This is a genomic window from Pseudomonas sp. NPDC088885, assembly GCF_044750025.1.
Taxonomy (GTDB): Bacteria; Pseudomonadota; Gammaproteobacteria; order Pseudomonadales; family Pseudomonadaceae; genus Aquipseudomonas; species Aquipseudomonas rustica.
Genome location: NZ_JBIVJB010000042.1, coordinates 1 through 20,232, shown reverse-complemented (window position 1 = coordinate 20,232; position 20,232 = coordinate 1). Strand labels below are relative to the sequence as shown.

General features: G+C 60.1%; 18 protein-coding genes and 1 pseudogene. 12 read left to right on the top strand and 7 right to left on the bottom strand.

All coding sequences use genetic code 11. The annotated features are described in order from the left end of the window. The first annotated feature begins 36 nt into the window (after positions 1-36). Together ACIP1X_RS17310 and ACIP1X_RS17305 are read left to right on the top strand one after the other, a co-directional pair. Positions 37-1,932, top strand: a complete 1,896-nt coding sequence (locus ACIP1X_RS17310; RefSeq protein ID WP_400753814.1) for an FTR1 family protein — start codon at positions 37-39, stop codon at positions 1,930-1,932. Positions 1,933-2,033: 101 nt separating this feature from the next. Beyond that, entirely contained in the window at positions 2,034-2,489 is a 456-nt protein-coding gene (locus ACIP1X_RS17305; RefSeq protein WP_127930187.1) for a YaiI/YqxD family protein, read from the top strand. Positions 2,490-2,606: 117 nt separating this feature from the next. Here the strand turns inward: ACIP1X_RS17305 and elbB are convergent, their stop codons facing one another. Continuing rightward, entirely contained in the window at positions 2,607-3,275 is a 669-nt protein-coding gene (gene elbB / locus ACIP1X_RS17300) for an isoprenoid biosynthesis glyoxalase ElbB (protein WP_008084520.1), read from the bottom strand. A gap of 115 nt (positions 3,276-3,390) precedes the next feature. On the opposite strand from elbB, the gene ACIP1X_RS17295 reads away from it, so the two are divergent. Beyond that, entirely contained in the window at positions 3,391-4,626 is a 1,236-nt protein-coding gene (locus tag ACIP1X_RS17295) for a sterol desaturase family protein (protein WP_400753811.1), read from the top strand. On the opposite strand, the gene ACIP1X_RS17290 is transcribed toward ACIP1X_RS17295, so the two are convergent. After that, a complete protein-coding gene (locus ACIP1X_RS17290) occupies positions 4,607-5,257 on the bottom strand; it encodes a DedA family protein (RefSeq protein ID WP_212550200.1) in 651 nt (216 codons plus the stop codon). The two genes, ACIP1X_RS17295 and ACIP1X_RS17290, sit on opposite strands and share 20 nt — an antisense overlap. 207 nt (positions 5,258-5,464) lie before the next feature. Between ACIP1X_RS17290 and hemB the strand changes: the two genes are divergently transcribed. The 3 genes and pseudogenes from hemB to ppk1 all read left to right on the top strand — a co-directional run bounded on the left by hemB (position 5,465) and on the right by ppk1 (position 8,721). Then, complete coding sequence (hemB, locus tag ACIP1X_RS17285; RefSeq protein WP_400753808.1) at positions 5,465-6,478, top strand: porphobilinogen synthase; 1,014 nt, start codon at positions 5,465-5,467, stop codon at positions 6,476-6,478. A gap of 18 nt (positions 6,479-6,496) precedes the next feature. Beyond that, positions 6,497-7,084 (top strand): annotated as a pseudogene (locus ACIP1X_RS17280) (RNA degradosome polyphosphate kinase); the annotation flags it as partial. Next, complete coding sequence (ppk1, locus tag ACIP1X_RS17275; RefSeq protein ID WP_400753829.1) at positions 6,997-8,721, top strand: polyphosphate kinase 1; 1,725 nt, start codon at positions 6,997-6,999, stop codon at positions 8,719-8,721. The pseudogene ACIP1X_RS17280 and the gene ppk1, both read left to right, overlap by 88 nt. Before the next feature lie 692 nt (positions 8,722-9,413). Here the strand turns inward: ppk1 and ppx are convergent. Further along, positions 9,414-10,916: an exopolyphosphatase gene (gene ppx, locus ACIP1X_RS17270; RefSeq protein WP_159814361.1), complete on the bottom strand. Its 1,503-nt coding sequence runs from the start codon at positions 10,914-10,916 to the stop codon at positions 9,414-9,416. Between the two features lie 416 nt (positions 10,917-11,332). Between ppx and ACIP1X_RS17265 the strand changes: the two genes are divergently transcribed. The 4 genes from ACIP1X_RS17265 (at position 11,333) to ACIP1X_RS17250 (ending at position 15,723) form a co-directional block, all read left to right on the top strand. Continuing rightward, positions 11,333-12,001, top strand: a complete 669-nt coding sequence (locus tag ACIP1X_RS17265; RefSeq protein ID WP_400753805.1) for a DUF1120 domain-containing protein — start codon at positions 11,333-11,335, stop codon at positions 11,999-12,001. Positions 12,002-12,113: 112 nt separating this feature from the next. Continuing rightward, on the top strand, positions 12,114-12,833 hold the full coding sequence (locus ACIP1X_RS17260) for a fimbria/pilus chaperone family protein (protein WP_400753803.1): 720 nt from the start codon (positions 12,114-12,116) through the stop codon (positions 12,831-12,833). Positions 12,834-12,836: 3 nt separating this feature from the next. Beyond that, entirely contained in the window at positions 12,837-15,218 is a 2,382-nt protein-coding gene (locus tag ACIP1X_RS17255; protein WP_400753800.1) for a fimbria/pilus outer membrane usher protein, read from the top strand. Continuing rightward, complete coding sequence (locus ACIP1X_RS17250) at positions 15,208-15,723, top strand: hypothetical protein (RefSeq protein ID WP_282356448.1); 516 nt, start codon at positions 15,208-15,210, stop codon at positions 15,721-15,723. The genes ACIP1X_RS17255 and ACIP1X_RS17250 overlap by 11 nt, the downstream gene beginning before the upstream one ends. A 4-nt stretch (positions 15,724-15,727) precedes the next feature. On the opposite strand, the gene ACIP1X_RS17245 is transcribed toward ACIP1X_RS17250, so the two are convergent. Genes ACIP1X_RS17245 through ACIP1X_RS17230 form a run of 4 tightly spaced genes read right to left on the bottom strand, consistent with a single transcriptional unit; the run spans position 15,728 to position 18,580 of the window. After that, positions 15,728-16,465 (bottom strand): amino acid ABC transporter ATP-binding protein, encoded by a 738-nt coding sequence (locus tag ACIP1X_RS17245; RefSeq protein WP_159814353.1) that lies wholly within the window; start codon positions 16,463-16,465, stop codon positions 15,728-15,730. Next, positions 16,452-17,102: an amino acid ABC transporter permease gene (locus tag ACIP1X_RS17240; RefSeq protein WP_159814351.1), complete on the bottom strand. Its 651-nt coding sequence runs from the start codon at positions 17,100-17,102 to the stop codon at positions 16,452-16,454. The genes ACIP1X_RS17245 and ACIP1X_RS17240 overlap by 14 nt, the downstream gene beginning before the upstream one ends. Continuing rightward, positions 17,099-17,773, bottom strand: coding sequence for an amino acid ABC transporter permease (locus tag ACIP1X_RS17235; RefSeq protein WP_053124909.1), 675 nt, complete (start codon positions 17,771-17,773; stop codon positions 17,099-17,101). Before ACIP1X_RS17235 ends, ACIP1X_RS17240 begins: the two co-directional genes overlap by 4 nt. 21 nt (positions 17,774-17,794) lie before the next feature. After that, the gene (locus ACIP1X_RS17230) at positions 17,795-18,580 is read right to left on the bottom strand and encodes a transporter substrate-binding domain-containing protein (protein ID WP_158832135.1); all 786 of its coding nucleotides are present in this window, start codon (positions 18,578-18,580) and stop codon (positions 17,795-17,797) included. Positions 18,581-18,836: 256 nt separating this feature from the next. On the opposite strand from ACIP1X_RS17230, the gene ACIP1X_RS17225 reads away from it, so the two are divergent. Both ACIP1X_RS17225 and trxA read left to right on the top strand, forming a co-directional pair. After that, positions 18,837-19,544, top strand: coding sequence for a FadR/GntR family transcriptional regulator (locus tag ACIP1X_RS17225; RefSeq protein WP_400753795.1), 708 nt, complete (start codon positions 18,837-18,839; stop codon positions 19,542-19,544). Between the two features lie 120 nt (positions 19,545-19,664). Continuing rightward, on the top strand, positions 19,665-19,994 hold the full coding sequence (gene trxA / locus ACIP1X_RS17220) for a thioredoxin TrxA (protein ID WP_003206727.1): 330 nt from the start codon (positions 19,665-19,667) through the stop codon (positions 19,992-19,994). Positions 19,995-20,232 lie beyond the last annotated feature (238 nt).

Below are 20,232 nucleotides of genomic sequence, written 5' to 3'. Positions count from 1 at the left end.
AATATGTAACTCCGTATTTCCCCTTGAGACTCCTTCATGACTGCCTCGTCCCGATTTCTGGCCTGGCTGCTGTTCCCTTTGTTTGCGTTGAGCAGCTTCAATCTGCTGGCCGATACCGTGGAAGGCGCGCCACAAGCGCTGCACCTGCTCGATTACATCAGCGCGGATTACCCGCCGACGGTCGAGGCGGGCACAGTTGTCGATGACGCCGAATACCGCGAGCAACTGGAATTCACCCAAGCGCTGCAAGGCTTGATCGCCGACATGCCGGGCAAGCCTGAAAAGGCTGCGTTGGAGCAGGGCGTCGCCGCGTTGCGTGCGGCCATCACCGCGAAGCAGGACGGCGCGGAAGTGGCCCGTCAGGCGCGGCAACTGGGCGCGAAACTGGCCGTGGCGTATGAAGTCAGCCAGGCGCCGATCATCACCCCGGATCCGAGCCGTGGCGCGCCGTTGTATGCGCAGAACTGCTCGGTGTGCCACGGCGATACCGGCCTCGGCGATGGCCCGGCGGGTGTCGGCATGTCGCCGGCGCCGGCCAATCTGCGTGAGGCGGCGCGGATGGATCACCTGAGCCTGTACGCGATTTACAGCACCCTCGGCCAAGGCGTCGAAGGCACCGACATGCCAGCGTTCGCCGATCAGCTCGACGATCGCCAGCGTTGGGATTTGGCCACTTACATCGCCGGTTTCAGTGCTGATGCGGCGGCCGCTCAATCCGAGAAAACCTACAACATCGCCGATCTGGCGCGCCAGACTCCGGCCGAAGTGCAGGGCGCTGAAGGCCCGCAAGCGGCGGCGACTTTCCGTGCGCAGCGAGCGCAACCGCCGCAGGTCAAACGCGGCCCGGCGCAGTTGCTCGACTATACCGCGGCGACGCTGGACAAGAGTCTGGCGGCGTACCGCGCCGGTGAACACGATCAGGCTTACGACCTGTCGGTGGCGGCGTATCTGGAAGGTTTCGAGCTGGTTGAGAGTTCGCTGGATAACGTCGACGCCAACGTACGCAAGGACACTGAAAAATCGCTGATGGCTTATCGTCAGTCGTTGCAGGACGGTTTGCCGGTCGCACAGGCCGAGCAGCGTCTGGGCGCGGCCAAGGCCAAGTTGAAAGAGTCTGCCGGGTTGCTCGGCAGCGATGGTTTGAGCTGGTCGCTGAGCTACATCTCCGGTTTGCTGATTCTGCTGCGCGAAGGCCTGGAAGCGATTCTGGTACTGGCGGCGATTCTGGCCTTCCTGCGCAACACCGGCCAGCAGTCGGCGGTGCGCAGCGTCAACGTCGGTTGGGGCTTGGCGCTGCTGGCCGGCCTCGGCACCTGGGCGTTGGCGGCTTACGTGATCGATGTCAGCGGTTCGCAGCGTGAATTGCTCGAGGGCGCGACGGCGCTGTTCGCCAGCGTCATGGTGCTGTGGCTGGGCGTGTGGATGCACGATCGTCGCCACGCCGCAGCCTGGCAGGATTACATCAAGAGCAGTCTGGTCGGCGGTGGCGGGCGGTTTGGTTTTGCGATCCTCGCGTTCTTTTCGGTGTATCGCGAGTTGTTCGAAGTGATCCTGTTTTACGAAACCCTGTGGTTGCAGGCCGGCCCGGCCGGGCATGACGCGGTACTCGCCGGTGGTGCGACGGCGCTGGTGCTGCTGGTCGGTCTGGCGTGGGTGATCCTGCGCGGTTCGGCGAAACTGCCGCTGACGTTGTTCTTCAGCATCAACGCGGCGCTGCTCTGCGCGCTGTCGGTGGTGTTTGCCGGGCATGGCGTGAAGGCGTTGCAGGAGGCCGGGATCTTCGGTACGCGGCCGGTGGCGTTCTTTGAGTTTGACTGGCTGGGGATTCATGCCGATGCGTATTCGTTGACGGCGCAAGCGGTGGCGATTCTGGCGATTGTTGTGTTGTATGGGCGTAGTTGGGTGGCTGAGAAGAAGCGGCTTGCCGCGTAAAAAGCATTCGCTGCGCTCACATTCGCGGGCAAGCCTTGCTCCTACAATGGTTGTTGTAGGAGCAAGGCTTGCCCGCGATGCTTTTAGAAGAGGAAACGATGATGCGTGTATGGATCGATGCCGACGCTTGCCCACGGGCGGCGAAGGATCTGGTGGTGAAGTTTGCGCTCAAGCGTCAGTACGAAGTGGTGCTGGTGGCCGGGCAGCCGCAGATCAAGCCGGGGCTGGCCATCGTCAAACTGATCGTGGTGCCGAGCGGGCCGGATGCGGCGGATGATTATCTGGTCGAGCACGCGGTGCCTGGCGAACTGGTGATTTGCAGCGATATCCCGCTGGCCGATCGGCTGGTGAAGAAGGGTGTGGCGGCGCTGGATCCGCGCGGCAAGGAGTTCGATGCGCAGAACATGGGCGAGCGATTGGCGGTGCGCAACCTGTTCACCGATCTGCGCGAGCAAGGCCAGATGAGCGGCGGCCCGGCACCATTTGGCGATCGCGAGAAGCAGGCGTTTGCCAATGCGCTGGATCGGATTCTCACCCGACTGACCCGTAAACCCTGAGCCCAACACAAATCCCTTGTAGGAGTGAGCCTGCTCGCGATAGCGGTCGATCATTCAACAGATATGTTGCCTGGCACACCGCCATCGCGAGCAGGCTCACTCCTACAATAGACCGCGTCAGGCGTCGTTTTCGTGGGTTAGCTCTAATACCCGGTCGACCAGTTTGTTGATCCCCGAAGCCGCTTCGCTGATGTTCTGCGCCAGCATGTAAGCCGGGGTCGTCACCAGTTTGCGCGCCTTGTCCTCGATAATCTCGGTCACGGCGCAATCTTCATGCGTCGCGCCCATCTTGTTCATCGCCGTGGCCGTGTCGGCGTCATTGCCGATGGTGCAGGTCACGCCCGGGCCGTAGATCTTCGCGGCCAGAGCCGGCGAAATGCACATCAAACCCACCGGTTTACCCGCTTCGGCAAACGCCTCGGCCAGCGCCAGCACTTCAGGCTGCACGCTGCAGCCCGCGCCTTCGACAGCAAAGTTGGAAAGGTTCTTCGCCGCCCCAAAACCACCGGGCACGATCAGCGCATCGAAGTCATCGACGTCGGCTTCGCGGATGTCTTTGATGTTGCCACGGGCAATCCGTGCCGACTCGACCAGCACGTTGCGGGTCTCGGGCATTTCTTCGCCGGTCAGGTGGTTGATCACGTGCAATTGCGCGATGTTCGGGGCGAAGCACTGTACCTGCGCGCCGCGTTGATCAAGGCGCAGCAGGGTGATGACGCTTTCATGGATCTCGGCGCCGTCGTACACGCCACTGCCGGACAGGATCACTGCAACTTTTTTGCTCATGGGTTTCTCTCCAGATTCATGGCGCTAAATGTCTACTAAATTGTCGCGCGTTGCCATAGGGTAAACGGGCGGCTACACCTAGGATCTGTTCATACGATTGCGAGCAGGGCGCGTCATGGACTTGATTCTGTATGCGGTGCCGTTTTTCCTGGTGTTGATTGCGCTCGAACTGATCGCCGACCGCTGGCGCGGAGTGAGCAACTATCGCCTCGCCGATGCGGTGAACAGCATCAGCACCGGCGTATTGTCGACCACCACCGGGCTGCTGACCAAAGGCGTCGGGCTGCTGACCTACGCCTTCGCCCTCGAACATCTGGCGCTGTTCAAACTGCCGGCAGACAGCGTTTGGGTCTGGATGCTGGCCTTCGTCCTCTACGATTTCTGCTACTACTGGCTGCACCGCATGGGCCATGAACGCAACATCCTCTGGGCCGCGCATTCGGTGCATCACCAGAGCGAGGAGTACAACCTCTCCACCGCGCTGCGCCAGACCAGCACCGGGTTTCTGCTCGGCTGGATTTTCTACCTGCCGATGGCGGTGCTTGGCGTGCCTTTGTTGGTGTTCGTCAGCGTCGCGGCGCTGAACCTGCTCTATCAATTCTGGGTTCACACCCAACACATTCCCAAGCTCGGCTGGTTCGAGTGGTTCTTCGTCACGCCATCCAATCATCGGGCCCACCATGCACAGAACGCTCTCTACATGGATCGCAACTACGGCGGAGTGTTCATTCTTTGGGATCGTCTGTTCGGCACGTTTCAGGAAGAGGACGACAACGAGCCGGTGATTTTCGGGGTGACCACGCCGCTGGCGAGCTGGAATCCGTTGTGGGCCAACCTGCAGTTTTATGCGCAATTGTGGGACGACGCACGTCGGGCCGAGCGCAAGTGGGACAAGCTGCGGATCTGGTTTATGCGCACCGGCTGGCGCCCGGCGGATGTGGCGGCGCAGTACCCGATAAGCAAGCCGGATCTGGCGCAGTTCCGCAAATTCGACGTGCCGTTGGAGCGTCGCCAGCAATGCTACGTGGCGCTGCAGTTTTGCGTGTACATCGCGCTGGGCAGTTATCTGATGAATCTGGAGCGCAGTCTGCCGACCACCGGATTGTTACTCGGCTGGGGCGCGGTGGCGTTCGGGGTGTTTGCGTTGGGCGTAAGCCTGGAGAATCGCCCGTGGGCGTTGAAGGTCGAGCTGTTGCGGCTGGGGTTGAACGTGCCGCTGGTGTGGCTGGCGCCCCTGGTTGGATTGTGGCCGGCCAGCCCGATGATCTGGGCTGGCTTGCTCGGGTACAGCCTGCTCAGCGGCATCGGGCTGTATAGCTGCCGTCAGCGCGTTACTCGGCTGGCGGTTTAGGTTCGGCGGACTTGGCTGGCTCGGCGAGTTGCAGTTGCTCAGCCTTGGCAGCTTGTTCATCCTCGTAAATCTTCTTCGCCAGACGCGCATTCTTGAAGCGGCGGCGCAGCCACAGGCCAACACCGAGCACCAGCAAGGCGCCAAGCACCCACAGCTCGTATTTCTTGATGCTGCCGAGCATGCCTTCCAGCACCGCACCGAAGTGGTAAGCCGCAGCGGCCAGCGCCGTGGCCCAGATCGCCGCGCCAATGCCGTTCAGCAGCAGGTAGCGTCCCGGCGGATAACCCGACAGGCCGATCGCCACCGGCATCACCGTGCGCAAGCCATAAACGAAGCGGAAGCTCAGCACCCAGATGTCCGGGTGCTTGCGAATGTGTTCCAGCGCGCGGTCACCCATCATCTGCCAGCGCGGTTTGCGCGCGAGCAATTTGCGCCCGTGCTTGCGCCCCATGAAGTACCACAGCTGATCACCGGCATAGCTGCCGAAGAACGCCACGACCACCACCAGGTTGATGTCCATGTATCCACGGAACGCGAGGAAGCCTGCGAGCACCAGGATGGTTTCGCCTTCGAAGAACGTGCCAAGAAACAAGGCAAAGTAGCCGAAGTCATGCAGAAATTGTTGGAGCATTGTCTGGGTGCTGGCGAAATGAACGCGCAGCCTAACCCTTCGGACACATTCATGAAAGTGTCCAAATGTGTCTCGACGTGAACAATTCCTACAATAAGAATGGAATCCGTCACCGTGCCACAGGCCTCACACAACTGTAATCTGTTCGTCATAATGGCCGTCTATAACTGTCACGCTCGCCCGTTTGCGCGGGCTCAGGAGTCCGCCGTGAGCTTTACCCCTGCCAACCGTCTGTTCCCCGCCACTCGCTTGCGTCGCAACCGCCGCGATGATTTTTCGCGTCGGCTGGTACGGGAAAATGTGCTGACGGTGGATGATCTGATTTTGCCGGTGTTCGTGCTCCACGGTGAAAACCGCCGCGAAGCCGTTGCCTCAATGCCCGGCGTAGAGCGCCTGAGCATCGACCTGCTGCTCGAAGAGGCCGCCAAGTGGGTCGAACTGGGGATTCCGGCGCTGGCGCTGTTTCCGGTCACGCCTCCTGAATTGAAATCCCTCGACGCCGCTGAAGCGTGGAACCCTGAAGGCATCGCCCAGCGCGCCACCCGCGCCTTGCGTGAGCGCTTTCCGGAACTCGGCGTGATCACCGACGTTGCGCTCGACCCGTTCACCACCCACGGTCAGGACGGCATTCTCGACGAAGAAGGCTACGTGCAGAACGACATCACCGTCGACGCACTGGTGCGTCAGGCGTTGTCCCATGCCGAAGCTGGCGCACAGGTGGTGGCGCCGTCGGACATGATGGACGGTCGCATTCAGGCGATTCGCGAAGCGCTGGAAATCGCCGGCCACGTCAATGTGCGGATCATGGCCTATTCGGCCAAGTACGCCAGCGCCTACTACGGCCCGTTCCGCGATGCCGTGGGTTCAGCTTCGAATCTCGGCAAGGCCAACAAAGCCTCTTATCAGATGGATCCGGCCAACAGCGACGAAGCGCTGCACGAAGTCGATGCGGACTTGTCTGAAGGCGCGGACATGGTCATGGTCAAACCGGGCATGCCGTATCTGGACATTCTTTTCCGGGTAAAAGATGCCTTCAAAGTGCCGACCTTCGTCTATCAGGTTAGTGGCGAATACGCCATGCACATGGCGGCGATCCAGAATGGCTGGTTGAGTGAAGCGGTGATCCTCGAATCACTGACCTCCTTTAAACGTGCCGGTGCAGATGGCATCCTGACTTACTTTGCTGTCCGTGCCGCTCAATTGTTACAAGAGCAGAAATAGCCCTCCCAGGAACATTCGATGAATACCGAAGGACTCACTGAAGTTGCAGTAAAAGAAGCTCAGCCGGTGGTGGAGCAAATCACCGAGACCCCGCCGGAACTGGAGCCAGCGCCACCCGCGCCGGTGGCCGAAACCGCTGTGGCGGTGCCGGCGATCATCATTCCGGGTCTGGATGACAGCAGCCTGTACATCCACCGCGAGCTCTCGCAACTGCAGTTCAATATCCGCGTGCTGGAACAGGCGCTGGACGAGTCCTATCCGCTGCTGGAGCGTTTGAAGTTCCTGCTGATCTTCTCCAGCAACCTCGACGAATTCTTTGAAATCCGTGTCGCCGGCCTGAAGAAGCAAATCACCTTTGCCCGTGAGCAGGCCGGCGCCGATGGCCTGCAACCGCATCAAGCGCTGGCCCGCATCAGCGAGCTGGTGCACGGTCATGTTGACCGTCAGTACGCGATCCTCAACGACATCCTGCTGCCGGAGCTGGAAAAGCATCAGGTGCGCTTCATCCGTCGCCGCAACTGGACGGTCAAGCTCAAGACCTGGGTACGCCGCTATTTCCGCGACGAGATCGCGCCGATCATCACCCCGATCGGCCTCGACCCGACGCACCCGTTCCCGTTGCTGGTGAACAAGAGCCTGAACTTCATCGTCGAGCTGGAAGGCATCGACGCCTCGGTCGCGATTCCGGTCTGGCGATCATCCCGGCACCGCGTCTGTTGCCACGGATCATCAAGGTGCCGGAAGAAGTCGGCGGCCCCGGCGACAACTATGTGTTCCTGTCGTCGATGATCCACGCCCACGCCGATGACTTGTTCCAAGGCATGAAGGTTAAGGGTTGCTACCAGTTCCGCCTGACCCGAAACGCCGACCTGGCGCTCGACTCCGAAGACGTCGAAGACCTGGCCCGCGCGCTGCGTGGCGAGTTGTTCTCGCGTCGTTACGGTGATGCGGTGCGGCTGGAAGTCGCTGACACCTGCCCGAAACACCTCTCGGATTACCTGCTCAAGCAGTTCAACCTGAGCGAGAGCGAGCTGTATCAGGTCAATGGCCCGGTCAACCTGACGCGGCTGTTCAGCATCACCGGTCTGGACAGTCATCCAGAGCTGCAATACACGCCGTTCACCCCGCAGATCCCGAAACTGCTGCAGAACAGCGAAAACATTTTCAGCGTGGTCAGCAAGCAGGACATCTTGCTGCTGCACCCGTTCGAGTCGTTCACCCCGGTAGTCGACCTGCTGCGCCAGGCCGCGAAAGATCCGCACGTGCTCGCTGTACGCCAGACCCTGTACCGCTCGGGCGCCAACTCCGAGATCGTTGATGCGCTGGTGGACGCCGCGCGTAACGGCAAGGAAGTGACGGCGGTCATCGAGCTGCGTGCGCGCTTCGACGAAGAATCCAACCTGCAACTGGCCAGCCGTCTGCAAGCGGCCGGTGCGGTGGTGATCTACGGCGTGGTCGGTTTCAAGACCCACGCCAAGATGATGCTGATTCTGCGTCGTGAGGCCGGCGAAATTGTGCGTTACGCGCACCTCGGCACCGGCAACTACCACGCCGGCAACGCCAAGCTGTACACCGACTACAGCCTGCTGACTTCCGACGACGCCTTGTGCGAAGACGTTGGCAAACTGTTCAGCCAGTTGATCGGCATGGGTAAAACCCTGCGCATGAAAAAGCTGCTGCATGCGCCGTTCACGCTGAAGAAGGGCATGCTCGACATGATTGCCCGCGAGACCCAGTTCGCCGTCGAAGGCAAACCGGCGCACATCATCGCCAAGTTCAACTCGCTGACCGATCCGAAGATCATCCGCGCGCTGTACAAGGCCAGCCAGTCCGGCGTGCGCATCGATCTGGTGGTGCGCGGCATGTGCTGCTTGCGTCCGGGGATTGCCGGGGTTTCGCACAACATTCATGTGCGCTCGATCATCGGTCGCTTCCTGGAGCACACGCGGGTGTTCTACTTCCTCAACGGCGGCGACGAACAAATGTTCCTCTCCAGCGCCGACTGGATGGAACGCAACCTCGACAAACGCGTCGAGACTTGCTTCCCGGTGGAAGGCAAAAAGCTGCTGACCCGCGTGAAGAAAGAGCTGGAGCTGTATTTGACTGACAACACTCATAGCTGGAGTCTGCAGTCGGATGGCCGTTACATCCGCAACACGCCGACCGGGAACCAGAACCCGAGGAGTGCGCAGGCGACGTTGCTGGAGCGGTTGGGTAGCCCGATTTTGCCGGTGAGCAGCTAGGGCCAAAGGCAAGAGCCCCTCATCTCAAACCAAACCCAATAAAAAAGGCGATCCCCGCGGATCGCCTTTTTCATACCTGTCATCCACACACCTGTAGGAGCTGCCGAAGGTTCGGGCCGCGATCGGACGATCTTTTGACGTTGATCGTAAAAAAACGGATCAAAAGATCGCAGCCTGCGGCAGCTCCTACAGGGGAGATTTGCGGTGTCTCAGTGGACGGTGAGGACGATGCCCACCCGTGCGCCGACCGGGAATGAGAACCCGAGGAGTGCTCAGGCGCCGTTGCTGGAACGGTTGGGTAGGCCGATTTTGCCAGTGAGCAGTTAAGGTCAAAGGCAAGAGCCCCTCACCCTAGCCCTCTCCCGGAGGGAGAGGGGACTGATCGGAGTGTTTGGGCGAGGTACGCCGACGTGGGATACCGAGTTGAACTCACAATCTGATAAGCCCACAAATCGGCCCCCTCTCCCTCGGGAGAGGGCTGGGGTGAGGGGCAGGCCCACCCCAATCTCAAACCAAACCCAATAAAAAAGGCGATCCCCGCGGATCGCCTTTTTTGTGCCTGTCTTCCACACACCTGTAGGAGCTGCCGAAGGCTCGGGCCGCGATCGGACGATCTTTTGACGTTGATCGTAAAAAAACGGATCAAAAGATCGCAGCCTGCGGCTGCTCCTACAGTGGAGATTTGCGGTGTGTCAGTGGACGGTGAGGACGATGCCCACTCGCGTCAGCCAATCGGCTTCGAGGCCAAAATCTGCCTGAGTCAGCTGATTTTCATCCAGCCAGTTCTCCGGGAATTCCACGTCCAGGGTGTCGCCCTTGGCATGCAACACCACCTGCGGCATCGCCTGTGTGCCACGGATGTGGTGGAACAGAATCGCGAAACGCAGCAGCACGCACAGGCGAATCAGCTTGGCGCCGTCGTCACCGAAATCGGCGAATTTGTCTTTGGGAATGTTACGGCGATGGCCGCGCACCAGCAGGGCGAGCATCTGCTGGTCTTCGCGGGAGAAACCGGCGAGGTCCGAGTGCTCAATCAAATAAGCGCCGTGCTTGTGGTAGTGATAGTGCGCGATGTCGAGACCGACTTCGTGCACTTTCGCCGCCCAGCCCAGCAGTTCGCGCCAAATGCCGTCGTCCAGCTCCCAGTCCACGGCTACCTGATCGAACGCGTGCAAGGCTTTGCGTTCAACCCGTGCCGCTTGTTCCTGATCGACGTGGTAGCGCTCCATCAGCGAAGTGAGGGTACGTTCGCGCACGTCTTCGTGATGATGGCGACCGAGCAGGTCATACAGCACGCCTTCACGCAGCGCGCCTTCGCAGTGATCCATGCGTTGCAGTTCAAGCGCATCAAAAATTGCTTCGAGAATCGCCAGACCCGCCGGGAAAATCGCCCGACGATCAGGCTTGATGCCTTCAAAATCGATCTTGTCGGCATCTCCCAGTTTGAACAGACGACGCTTGAGCCACGCCAGCCCCTCGGCATTCACCTCGCCGGTGCCATGCCCGCCAGCCTTCAACGCGAGGCCGATGGCGCGGATGGTGCCGGAGGAGCCGATGGCTTCATCCCAGGTCAGGCGATGCAGGGCGTGTTCAATGCTCATGATCTCCAGCCGCGCGGCCGTGTACGCCTGGGCGTAGCGGGCCGGGGTGATCTTGCCGTCCTTGAAGTAGCGCTGGGTGAAGCTGACGCAGCCCATTTGCAGGCTCTCGCGCAGCAGCGGCTCGAAACGCTGACCGATGATGAACTCGGTACTGCCGCCGCCGATGTCGGCGACCAGGCGTTTGCCCGGGGTGTCGGCGAGGGTGTGCGACACGCCCAGATAAATCAGACGCGCTTCTTCACGGCCGGAGATGACTTCCACCGGATGACCGAGGATTTCTTCAGCGCGGTGGATGAATTCGAGGCGGTTGCGCGCTTCACGCAAGGCGTTGGTGCCGACGATACGCACGGCGCCGAGCGGCATACCGTTGATCAGTTGGGCAAAACGCTTGAGGCAATCGAGGCCTCGCTGCATCGATTCTTCGTTGAGCTTGCGCTCATCGTCGATGCCGGCGGCCAGTTGCACCTTCTCGCCGAGGCGCTCAAGGATGCGGATTTCGCCGTTCTGGGCCTTGGCCACGACCATGTGAAAGCTGTTGGAGCCCAGGTCGATTGCGGCGATCAGGGACAAATTCTTGGCTTTGGATTGCGGCATGGTCAGGGGGTCTCGGTCGATAACCTCGACATCGTGCCACGATCAACGGCTGCCGCCAACGCACAGAGATCAAGGTTGATGCTGTAGATGGCCGATCGGATGCTGATCCGGGAATAGTGATTGCTGTGTTAGTTGATACAAAGAGTGACTTTATAAGCGGAATGTTTTCCTACGGCATATAGAGCTTTTTACCTAGGCGCTGTAGAACTTTTTCGGCAAGTGTTAATAACCTCTTCCTTCGCCATGTAAGTGCAATTTCCTACTGGCTTTGACACCGTGTCTTCTTCTTATTCGTAGGCAATGTCCTCAGACTGTGTAAGTCGGGTATGAGTGCTGGCCATTGCCTGCTCGTACTCTTTTTACAGGGATGAAGACTTCAACTGTGTTGAAGTCAATAAGCGTCAGGTGGACAAGTTATGAAAACAATAAGTGCTTTAATGGCGGCTACAGTGATTGCCAGCGTTTCTATCAATGCTCAGGCGGCTATTGATCTGCGGGTCAAGGGCACGATTGTGCCGGCCAGTTGTGTGCCGTTTCTGCAGGGCGGTGGCGTTGTCGATTACGGCAACATTGCGGCAGAGGATCTTAATCAGACCTCGTACACGGTGCTGGAAAAGAAAGAGATCGTCTTCAACATCAATTGCCGGGGCCAAACCAAGGTCGGACTCAAGGCGCAGGACGGCAAAGGCTTCAGTCAGGTGCCGGGTATTCTGGCCAGCACGATCGGTGCGGATTACACCGACAACTACAACTACGGTCTGGGCGCGACTGCCAAGGGCGAGCACATTGGCGGCTATGCGATCAACCTCAAGCCGGACAGCTTCCTGTCCGCGAGCCAGCCAATCAGGCCGATTACTTCGGTAGACAATGGCAACAGCTGGCTGGCAACTACCACCGGTGCGGTCGGTCAGGCAGACAACGTTGCGGCTTGGTCGCGGATGACGGGACTGCTGGCGCCGGTGTCCTTCATCACCTTAACCGGTGTGCTGGAAGTTCAGGCGGTGATCAATAAGGCAGGGGAATTGACCATCGATAATGATGTGCCTCTGGATGGCTTGGCTACTTTCGAGCTCAGTTATCTCTGATAGTCGTCAGCGCCCCCGGCATGTCACTGAACAGTGATGTGCCGGAACATGCTGTTAAATAATTAACTGTCGTTGTTTTGTCGCGAGGCTGCGTTGCTCGTGAGGGTGTCCTGTGGGCAGAGTAATGGTTTTAATTAAAGTTATTCCAATTGTTTTCTTTGTTGTCGTGTTGGTCGCAAGTTTGTCGGTGCGCGCCGACGGCATGGTGCCGGAAACGACCGTGGTCATTCTTTATGAAGAGGACGGTGAAACAACCATCAATATAAAAAATACCGATGCGACGCCAGCCTTGTTGTACTCGTCGATCGAGAACCTCCCGGAAGATCCCGAGTTTCTCGCGCTGGTAACCCCGCCAATCACCCGGGTAGAAGCCTCGGACAAACAATTGGTGCGGGTGATCGGGCACTTCTCCGAGCCGCTGAAAACCCAGCGCCTCAAACGCATCATTTTCGAAGGCGTACCGCCGAGAAAACCCGCAGACACGGCATCCGTCGGCGTTACGATCCGGCAGAACCTGCCGCTGATCATTCATCCGCGGGGCCTGGCGAAAAATCCCACGCCGTGGACGCTGCTTGAGTGGTCGCTGGTGGGCGATGTCCTGCAAGTGCGCAATGAAAGCCCCTACGTCGTACGGCTATCCCAAGAGGTCGTGCTGACCCCGCAGAATCACGTCGCGGATATTGGTCGAACCTACGTGCTGCCGGGCGAAGTCCTGCAGCGCAAGCTGAATAAACAGCCGCAATCGGCCACGGGAGTCACGTTTTACCCGGCAACGGTTTATGGCTTTACCGTCGACAGCTACGACGCTCGCCTCAATGTCCAAGGGCCTTGAAGCATGGCCAGCGGGGTTGCCCGAGCGGTGTGTCTGGCGGCGCTCGGTGTGTGTGAGCACGCACTCGCTGCGCAACCCCGGACGGTGGAGTTCGACACCGATGTACTCGGCAGTCGCGGCATCGATCCGGCCATGGCCGAGTATTTTCGGCTGGCTCCGCGTTATAGCGAGGGCCGGCGCGTGGTGACACTGTTCGTCAATGGCCGTCAGCAGGGCTGGGCCGAGGCGCAGTTCGATACCGCCGGTGAGCTGTGTTTTACCCAGGGTCTGCTGGACAAGGCAGGATTGCGCAGCCTCGATAAAAGCACCACCGACAGCCAGGGTTGTCTCACTTTCCAGGCGCATTACCCCCAGACACAAGTGACTTTGCGGCCGAATCAACAAGAAGTGCTTCTGCTGGTGCCAACCCATGCGCTGGCCGATGTGGCGCAAACGACCACGAATTTCACCCATGGCGGCACGGCCGGGATGTTCAGCTACGACTTGCTCGGACTGGATAACGCGTCTGCGGCTGGCAGCAGTCGCTACATCTCGGCCTCCACGCTGGCCGGTTTCAACACGGCGGACTGGATCGTACGCAGTCGTCAGCAGTGGAATTCCGGGCAGCAGACTGGCGGAGTCGAACACCTTTACAGCTATGCCCAGCGCGATCTGCAACGGCTGGATTCAACGTTGCAATTGGGCCAGATCAACACCAGCAGTCCACTGTTTGCCGGTGTGCCCATCACTGGCGCGCAGTTTTTTCCAGCCCAGAGCGCTGTGCGGCCAAGCGAATCCAGCGCCACTGTCGATGGCATCGCCAGCAGCCCATCGCGCATCGAAGTTCGCCAGTCCGGCGCGCTGATCTACAGCACATTGGTGCCAGCAGGGCCGTTCAGCCTGAACGGTTTTGCTTTGCTCAACGGCAGCGATGATCTACAGGTGAAGGTCATTGGTGAGGACGGTGCGACAAGGGAGTTTGCGTTACCAGTCTCGGCGTTCCATCAAATCAGTCAGGCCCGACCCGGCTATCACCTGGCGGTGGGAACCCTGCGTTCGCGAGCGGATGAACAGATCGACAATCAAACCGTCGCCACGCTCAGCGGCAGTTGGGGCTTGGGGCCGACGTCGCTGCTCAGCAGCGGCCTGATGACAACGCCAAATTATCAGGCGAGCGGCTGGGGCATCGATACCCGTCTGTTTCAGCACGCTGACCTGCGTTGGCGCACAATTTTAGCCCGGCAGGCCGACACCGATTCGCAGGGAGTGCAGCAGAGCCTTTCCATATCGAGCGCATTTTTCGAACGGGCCAGTTTCGGCCTCAGCGCCACACTGCGCAGCGAGCAATACCGCGATGTGCTGGATAACCAGAGCTACAGCGCCGATCAATTGCAGCAGCGCTTCGCCAATCAATTCAGCGCGACGCTAGGTTGGGCGGATCCGCGGTGGGGCGGGTTCAGCGCTGCAATCAGCCGCAGCGCCTTGCACAACGGTGAGCACCGGCAACGCTTGAGCGGTTCGTGGGGCAAGGGATTCAAGCACGCCAGCGTGTCGTTCAACATCGAAGCCGAATCGAACGCGACGGCAATGCACCTGAGCATCGGCATTCCCCTCGGCGGCTCGCGCCAGTTGCGCACCTATGCCAGCCACCGCGACACGCAAACGACGCTGGGCTCGGCGCTGAGCGAGCAGGTCAACGACACGGTGAGTTATCGCTTGGGCGTCGACGGCATCGGCGAGGCGCGCGGTTCGCGGCTGAACGCCAGCGTCGGCCTGCTTCCGCGCTATGCCCAAGTCGGGCTTGGCGTGAACCGCGACGCGGCGAGCAACAGTTACATGGGCCAGCTCAAGGGAGGCATCGCTGTGCACGAGGACGGTGTGACGTTTTCCCCTTATGCCATTCAAGACACCTTCGGCATCGCTTCCGTGGGAAATCTTTCGGGGGTGCAGTTAACGACGCCGTCAGGCCCGGTGTGGACGGACGGCGACGGGCGCGCGGTGATTCCCGGGCTGTCGGCGTACAGCCAAAGCCGCGTGCAAGTGATGACCCGGACGTTGCCGCGCCGGGTCGATCTGATCAATGGTTTCAAAGAAGTGCAGGCCGGACGCGGCTCATTCAATACGCTGGATTTCGAAGTGATCAGCGTGCGTCGCGTGCTGTTGCAAATTGTCGATGAGCAAGGACTGCCAGTCAGCCGAGGCGCGTCGGTGTTGACGGAGCAGGGGCAACTACTCGGTTCAGTCGTTGAGGGCGGCAAAGCGTTTTTGAGTGATGTGCAGGGCGCGCAGACGTTGCACGTTCAGCTCGCCAACAACCGCCGCTGCGAGCTGCAACTGGAACCGCCGCCCGACACTCACAGCGATCGCTTGTATGAAGCCATGGAGGGCGTTTGCCATGCACGCTAAATCAGCCGTCGCGCTAGTCATCTACCTGCTGATGACACCGATTTTCGCCGCTGACTGCGAATCACGATTGAGCCAGTCCGAAGTTGATTACGGCCAATTACATCGCGGCGCATTCCCCGACCAACCTCTCGGCCAACATTGGGTAAATCTGGACACTCACCGACTCACCTTGACGGTGATCTGCCAGACGCCCACGCCAATCAAACTGCGCTTCAACGGCACCAGCGCGGGCCCGAATGTTTTCCGGCTAGGCCAACAGGGCCAATTCAGCCTGCGCATCAGCGACGCGGTAATAGACGGCAGCGCGGCGATGCTGACCCGCGATACCGAGCCGCAGCCACGCGCGGAACAACTGTTCGATGCGGCGCAAACCATTCAATCGCAGCGCGCCCGGCACTTTACTGCGCAGATCGACGTTCAGGCGCAGCTAGACACCCGCCAGTTGCAGATCCACGACGAAACCCTGTTCGAAGCCGCCGGCACATTCGAGTTGCTGCACGACTGAATGCTCAGCCCGCGTGCTCCACCGTGCCGATGAAGTTGGCCAGTTCCGCCGTCTGCGGATTGGCAAACAACAGCTTCGGATCGCCCACTTCATGCACCTTGCCGTGGTGCATAAACACCAGTTTGTCGCCGACTTCGCGGGCAAAGCGCATCTCGTGAGTGACCATGATCAGCGTCATGCCTTCCTTGGCCAATTGCCGCACGACGCTGAGCACTTCGTTGACCAGTTCCGGATCGAGTGCCGAGGTAATCTCATCACAGAGCAAGACTTTCGGTGACATCGCCAATGCCCGGGCAATCGCCACGCGCTGCTGTTGGCCGCCGGACAGCCGATCCGGAAAGGCATCGAATTTTTCCCCGAGGCCCACGCGTTCGAGCATCTCTCTCGCCAGTTCCGCCGCTTTGGCTTTCGGCACTTTCTGCACCACTTGCGGCGCGAGCATCACGTTCTCGCCGACGGTCAGGTGCGGGAACAGGTTGAACTGCTGAAACACCATGCCGACTTTTTGCCGCAGGCTGCGCAGATCGGCGCGGGCGGCGTCGAGGTATTCGCCGTCGACTTCGATCACGCCGTCGTTGATCGATTCCAGACCATTAAGCGTGCGCAACAGGGTGGATTTGCCCGAGCCGCTGCGGCCGATGATCGCCACCACCTGGCCTTCTTCGACGCTGAGGTCGATGCCTTTGAGCACGTGGTGATCGCCGTAGTATTTATGCAGGGCGGAAATTCTAAGCAGAGGCATGCAGTCTCCTTTCCAGGTAGCGCGCACTGAGGGACAAGGGGTAGCAGAGCAGGAAATAGCCGAGGGCGACGAGGCCGTAGACCATGAACGGTTCAAACGTGGCGTTGGCGAGCATGCCGCCGGTCTTGGTCAATTCGGTGAAGCCGATGATCGAGGTCACCGCGGTGCCTTTGACCACTTGCACCGAAAAGCCCACGGTCGGCGCCACGGCAATGCGCAGCGCTTGCGGCAGGATCACGTAACGCAGTTGCTCCAGAGGATTGAGCGCCAGACTCGCCGAGGCTTCCCACTGGCCATGCGCGATCGACTCAACGCAACCGCGCCAGATCTCCGCCAGATAAGCACTGGTGAACAAGGTCAAGGCAATCGCTGCGGCCATCCACGGCGAGATTTCGATCCCGGCCAGGGCCACGCCGAAGAACACCAGAAACAGCTGCATCAATAGCGGCGTGCCTTGGAACAGCTCGATCCAAGTGCGGGCGATGTTGCTCGATAGAGGGTTTTTCGAGATGCGCATGATCAGGATCAGCAGGCCGACGAGGCCGCCGCCGATAAACGCCACCAGCGACAGCGCCAGCGTCCATTGCAAGCCGATCAGCAGGTTGCGCAGGATGTCCCAGAAGGTGAAATCGCTCATGCGCGGCCCCCGCTTCGGCTGATGTAACGACGGCCGATCCAGTTGAGTAACTGGCGAATCAACAGCGCCATGCACAGGTAGATCAACGTGGTCAGCGCATAGGTTTCAAAGGCGCGGAAGTTGCGCGACTGAATGAAGTTGGCGGCGAAGCTCAGCTCTTCGGTGGCGATCTGCGAACACACCGCCGAACCGAGCATGACGATGATGATCTGGCTGCTCAGGGCCGGCCAGACCTTGCCCAGCGCCGGCAGCAGCACCACATGGCGGAACGCTTCGAAGCGCGTCATCGCCAGTGCCGCTGCGGCTTCCAGTTGCCCGCGCGGAATCGCCTGAATGCCGGCGCGGATGATCTCGGTCGAATAGGCACCGAGGTTGATCACCATCGCCAGTACCGCCGCTTGCCACTCGGAAATCTGCACGCCCAGCGACGGCAGGCCGAAGAAGATAAAGAACAACTGCACCAGAAACGGCGTGTTGCGGATCAACTCGACGTAGACGCCAAAGATCGCCGAGAACGGACGGATGTTCCACGCTCGCACCAATGCCCCGACAATGCCCACGCCGACCCCGAGCAGCGCGCCGATGGCCGTCAGCTCAAGGGTGAACAGCGCCCCGCGCAGCAGCAGGTCGGTGTTTTGCACCACCGGCATGAAATCGAACTGATAAGCCATGAAGGTCTCCCGCGCAGTCGATCAGAGATCGGCCGGCAGCGGCTCTTTCAGCCAGGTCTGCGAGTTCTTTTCCAGTGCGCCGTCAGCCTTGGCGGTGGTCAGGATGTCGTTGACCTTGGCCAGCAGCGCCGCTTCGTTCTTGTTCACGCCGACGTAGACGGGCGAATCCTTGAGCTTCACTTTCAGCGCCGGCACGCGTTTCGGGTTCTTTTCGCTGATCGCGACCATGACCACGTTGCCGCTGGCGATCAGGTCGACCTGCCCGGCGAGGTAAGCGGCGATGGTCGAGTTGTTGTCTTCGAAGCGTTTGATGGTCACGCCTTCAGGGGCGACCTTGGTCAGCTCGATGTCTTCGATGGCGCCACGGGTGACGCTGATGGTCTTGCCCTTGAGGTCGTCGAGGCTGGCGATGGCAGCATCTGGCGGGCCGAACACGGCGAGGTAGAAGGGTGCGTAGGCGCGGGAGAAGTCGATGACTTTCTCGCGCTCGGGGTTTTTGCCGAGGCTGGAAATCACCAGGTCGACCTTGCCGGTGGTCAGGAACGGGATGCGGTTGGTGCTGTTGACCGGGGTCAGTTCGAGTTTGACCTTGAGCTGGTCGGCCAGCAGTTTCGCCGTGTCGATGTCGAGGCCACGAGGTTTCATGTCCGGGCCGACCGAGCCGAACGGCGGGAAGTCCTGCGGCACGGCGACTTTCAGCGTGCCGCGTTTGACCACGTCGTCGAGGCCGTCGGCGTGAGCGGGTACCTGGCTGAGCAGCAGGCTGGAAAACAGAGCGGCGAGGAGGGCGCTGTAACGCTTGGTCATGGACAATCTCCGGATCGGCGAGAAGTGATTTCTGCGTTCGGACAGAGCATGCGCCGTGCCAATACGTGGCTTTCGCTGCGGCAGGCCGCGGTTTCAGCGGCTTTGTTCGGTCTTACTGGTCTGAACAGTCAGGTTGTTTTTCGCACTGCGATAGCGCATCGGCCGCGATCACCGAACCCCGCTGGGGCATGACTTGCCGGACTCGGCGAATAGCTTTACAACTAGCCGCACATTGGCCTGACGCGTCTGAATAACCATGAATTCGATTTCCCGTGCAGTACCCGAAGTGGCGCTGCAAGCGATCCGCAAACTGATCACCGAACAGGGTTTCGGCGCCGGCGATGCCTTGCCGTCGCAACGTGATCTGGCGCTGCAACTGGGGGTGAGCCGGGCGTCGTTGCGCGAGGCGTTGTCATCGCTGAGTGCGTTGGGCGTGGTCAGTATTCAGCCGGGCAAAGGCGTGTTCGTGCAGGCGCCGGTGGAGCTGTCGTCGGGCGAGAACGCGCCGGGCTGGTCATTCGCTGCGCAGGCGTCGCCGCTGGATATCTTTCAGTTGCGTTATGCGCTGGAAGGCTTTGCCGCCGGGTTGGCGGCAGTGACGTTGAGCACGTTTGATCTTGATGCGCTGGAAGACAATGTTGCGGCGATGCGCGAGCAATTGAAGGCCGGCGACTTTGAGGCGGCAGCGAAACTCGACTTCGAATTCCACCGGCGCATCCTCCTGGCCAGCGGCAATCAGGCGATGCTGAGCATCCTCACCGCCAGCGCCGAGATGTTCCTCGAGAGCCAGAAACTACCGTTCATCCGTGCCGAACGCGCCCTGGAAACCTGGCAGGAACACCGCAAAATCCTTCGCGCCCTCGCTCGCCGGGCCTCGGCTGCCGCGCAAAAAGCCATGCAGGAGCACGTGCGCAATGCCGCGCTGCGCACCGGAATCGCCTTCATCGCTCCCGCTACCGCGTGACTTGAGCTATACCCAAACTCATCGAGTGCCATAGCAAGACTCAATCATCTGCGGCTTCCTGAACAGGGGAAGGGCGGCTATGATGGGCCACGTTTTTTTGCTTACAACCTGGAGAATTCCATGAGCAGCGATCTTATCAAACACGTTAGCGACGCTAGCTTCGAAGCCGACGTACTCAAGGCCGAAGGCGCTGTCCTGGTCGATTACTGGGCTGAATGGTGCGGTCCTTGCAAAATGATCGCTCCGGTTCTGGACGAGATTGCCGAGACTTATAAAGGCAAGCTGACCGTTGCCAAACTGAACATCGACGAAAACCAGGAAACTCCGGCCAAGCATGGCGTGCGTGGTATCCCGACGCTGATGCTGTTCAAGAACGGCAACGTTGAAGCGACCAAAGTCGGCGCGCTGTCGAAGTCGCAGCTGGCAGCTTTCCTCGACGCCAACATCTAAGCGTCGCTGTAAAGTGCATTAAAAAAAGCCTCGCAAATTGCGGGGCTTTTTGCGTATTCAGGGCTAGACGCTCAGAAACTCAGGTGGTACATTCGGCCCCGCAGTGGTTTCTCCACTGCCCCCTGCTAGCCGTCGCCGACGCACTCCTTTTCGAATAAGTACGCGATCCTGTCGCCTTCTCTGCGGCGCGGCCTCATTAAGCCAAAAGCTTAATTTCCCCCCCTCCATAAATGATTAC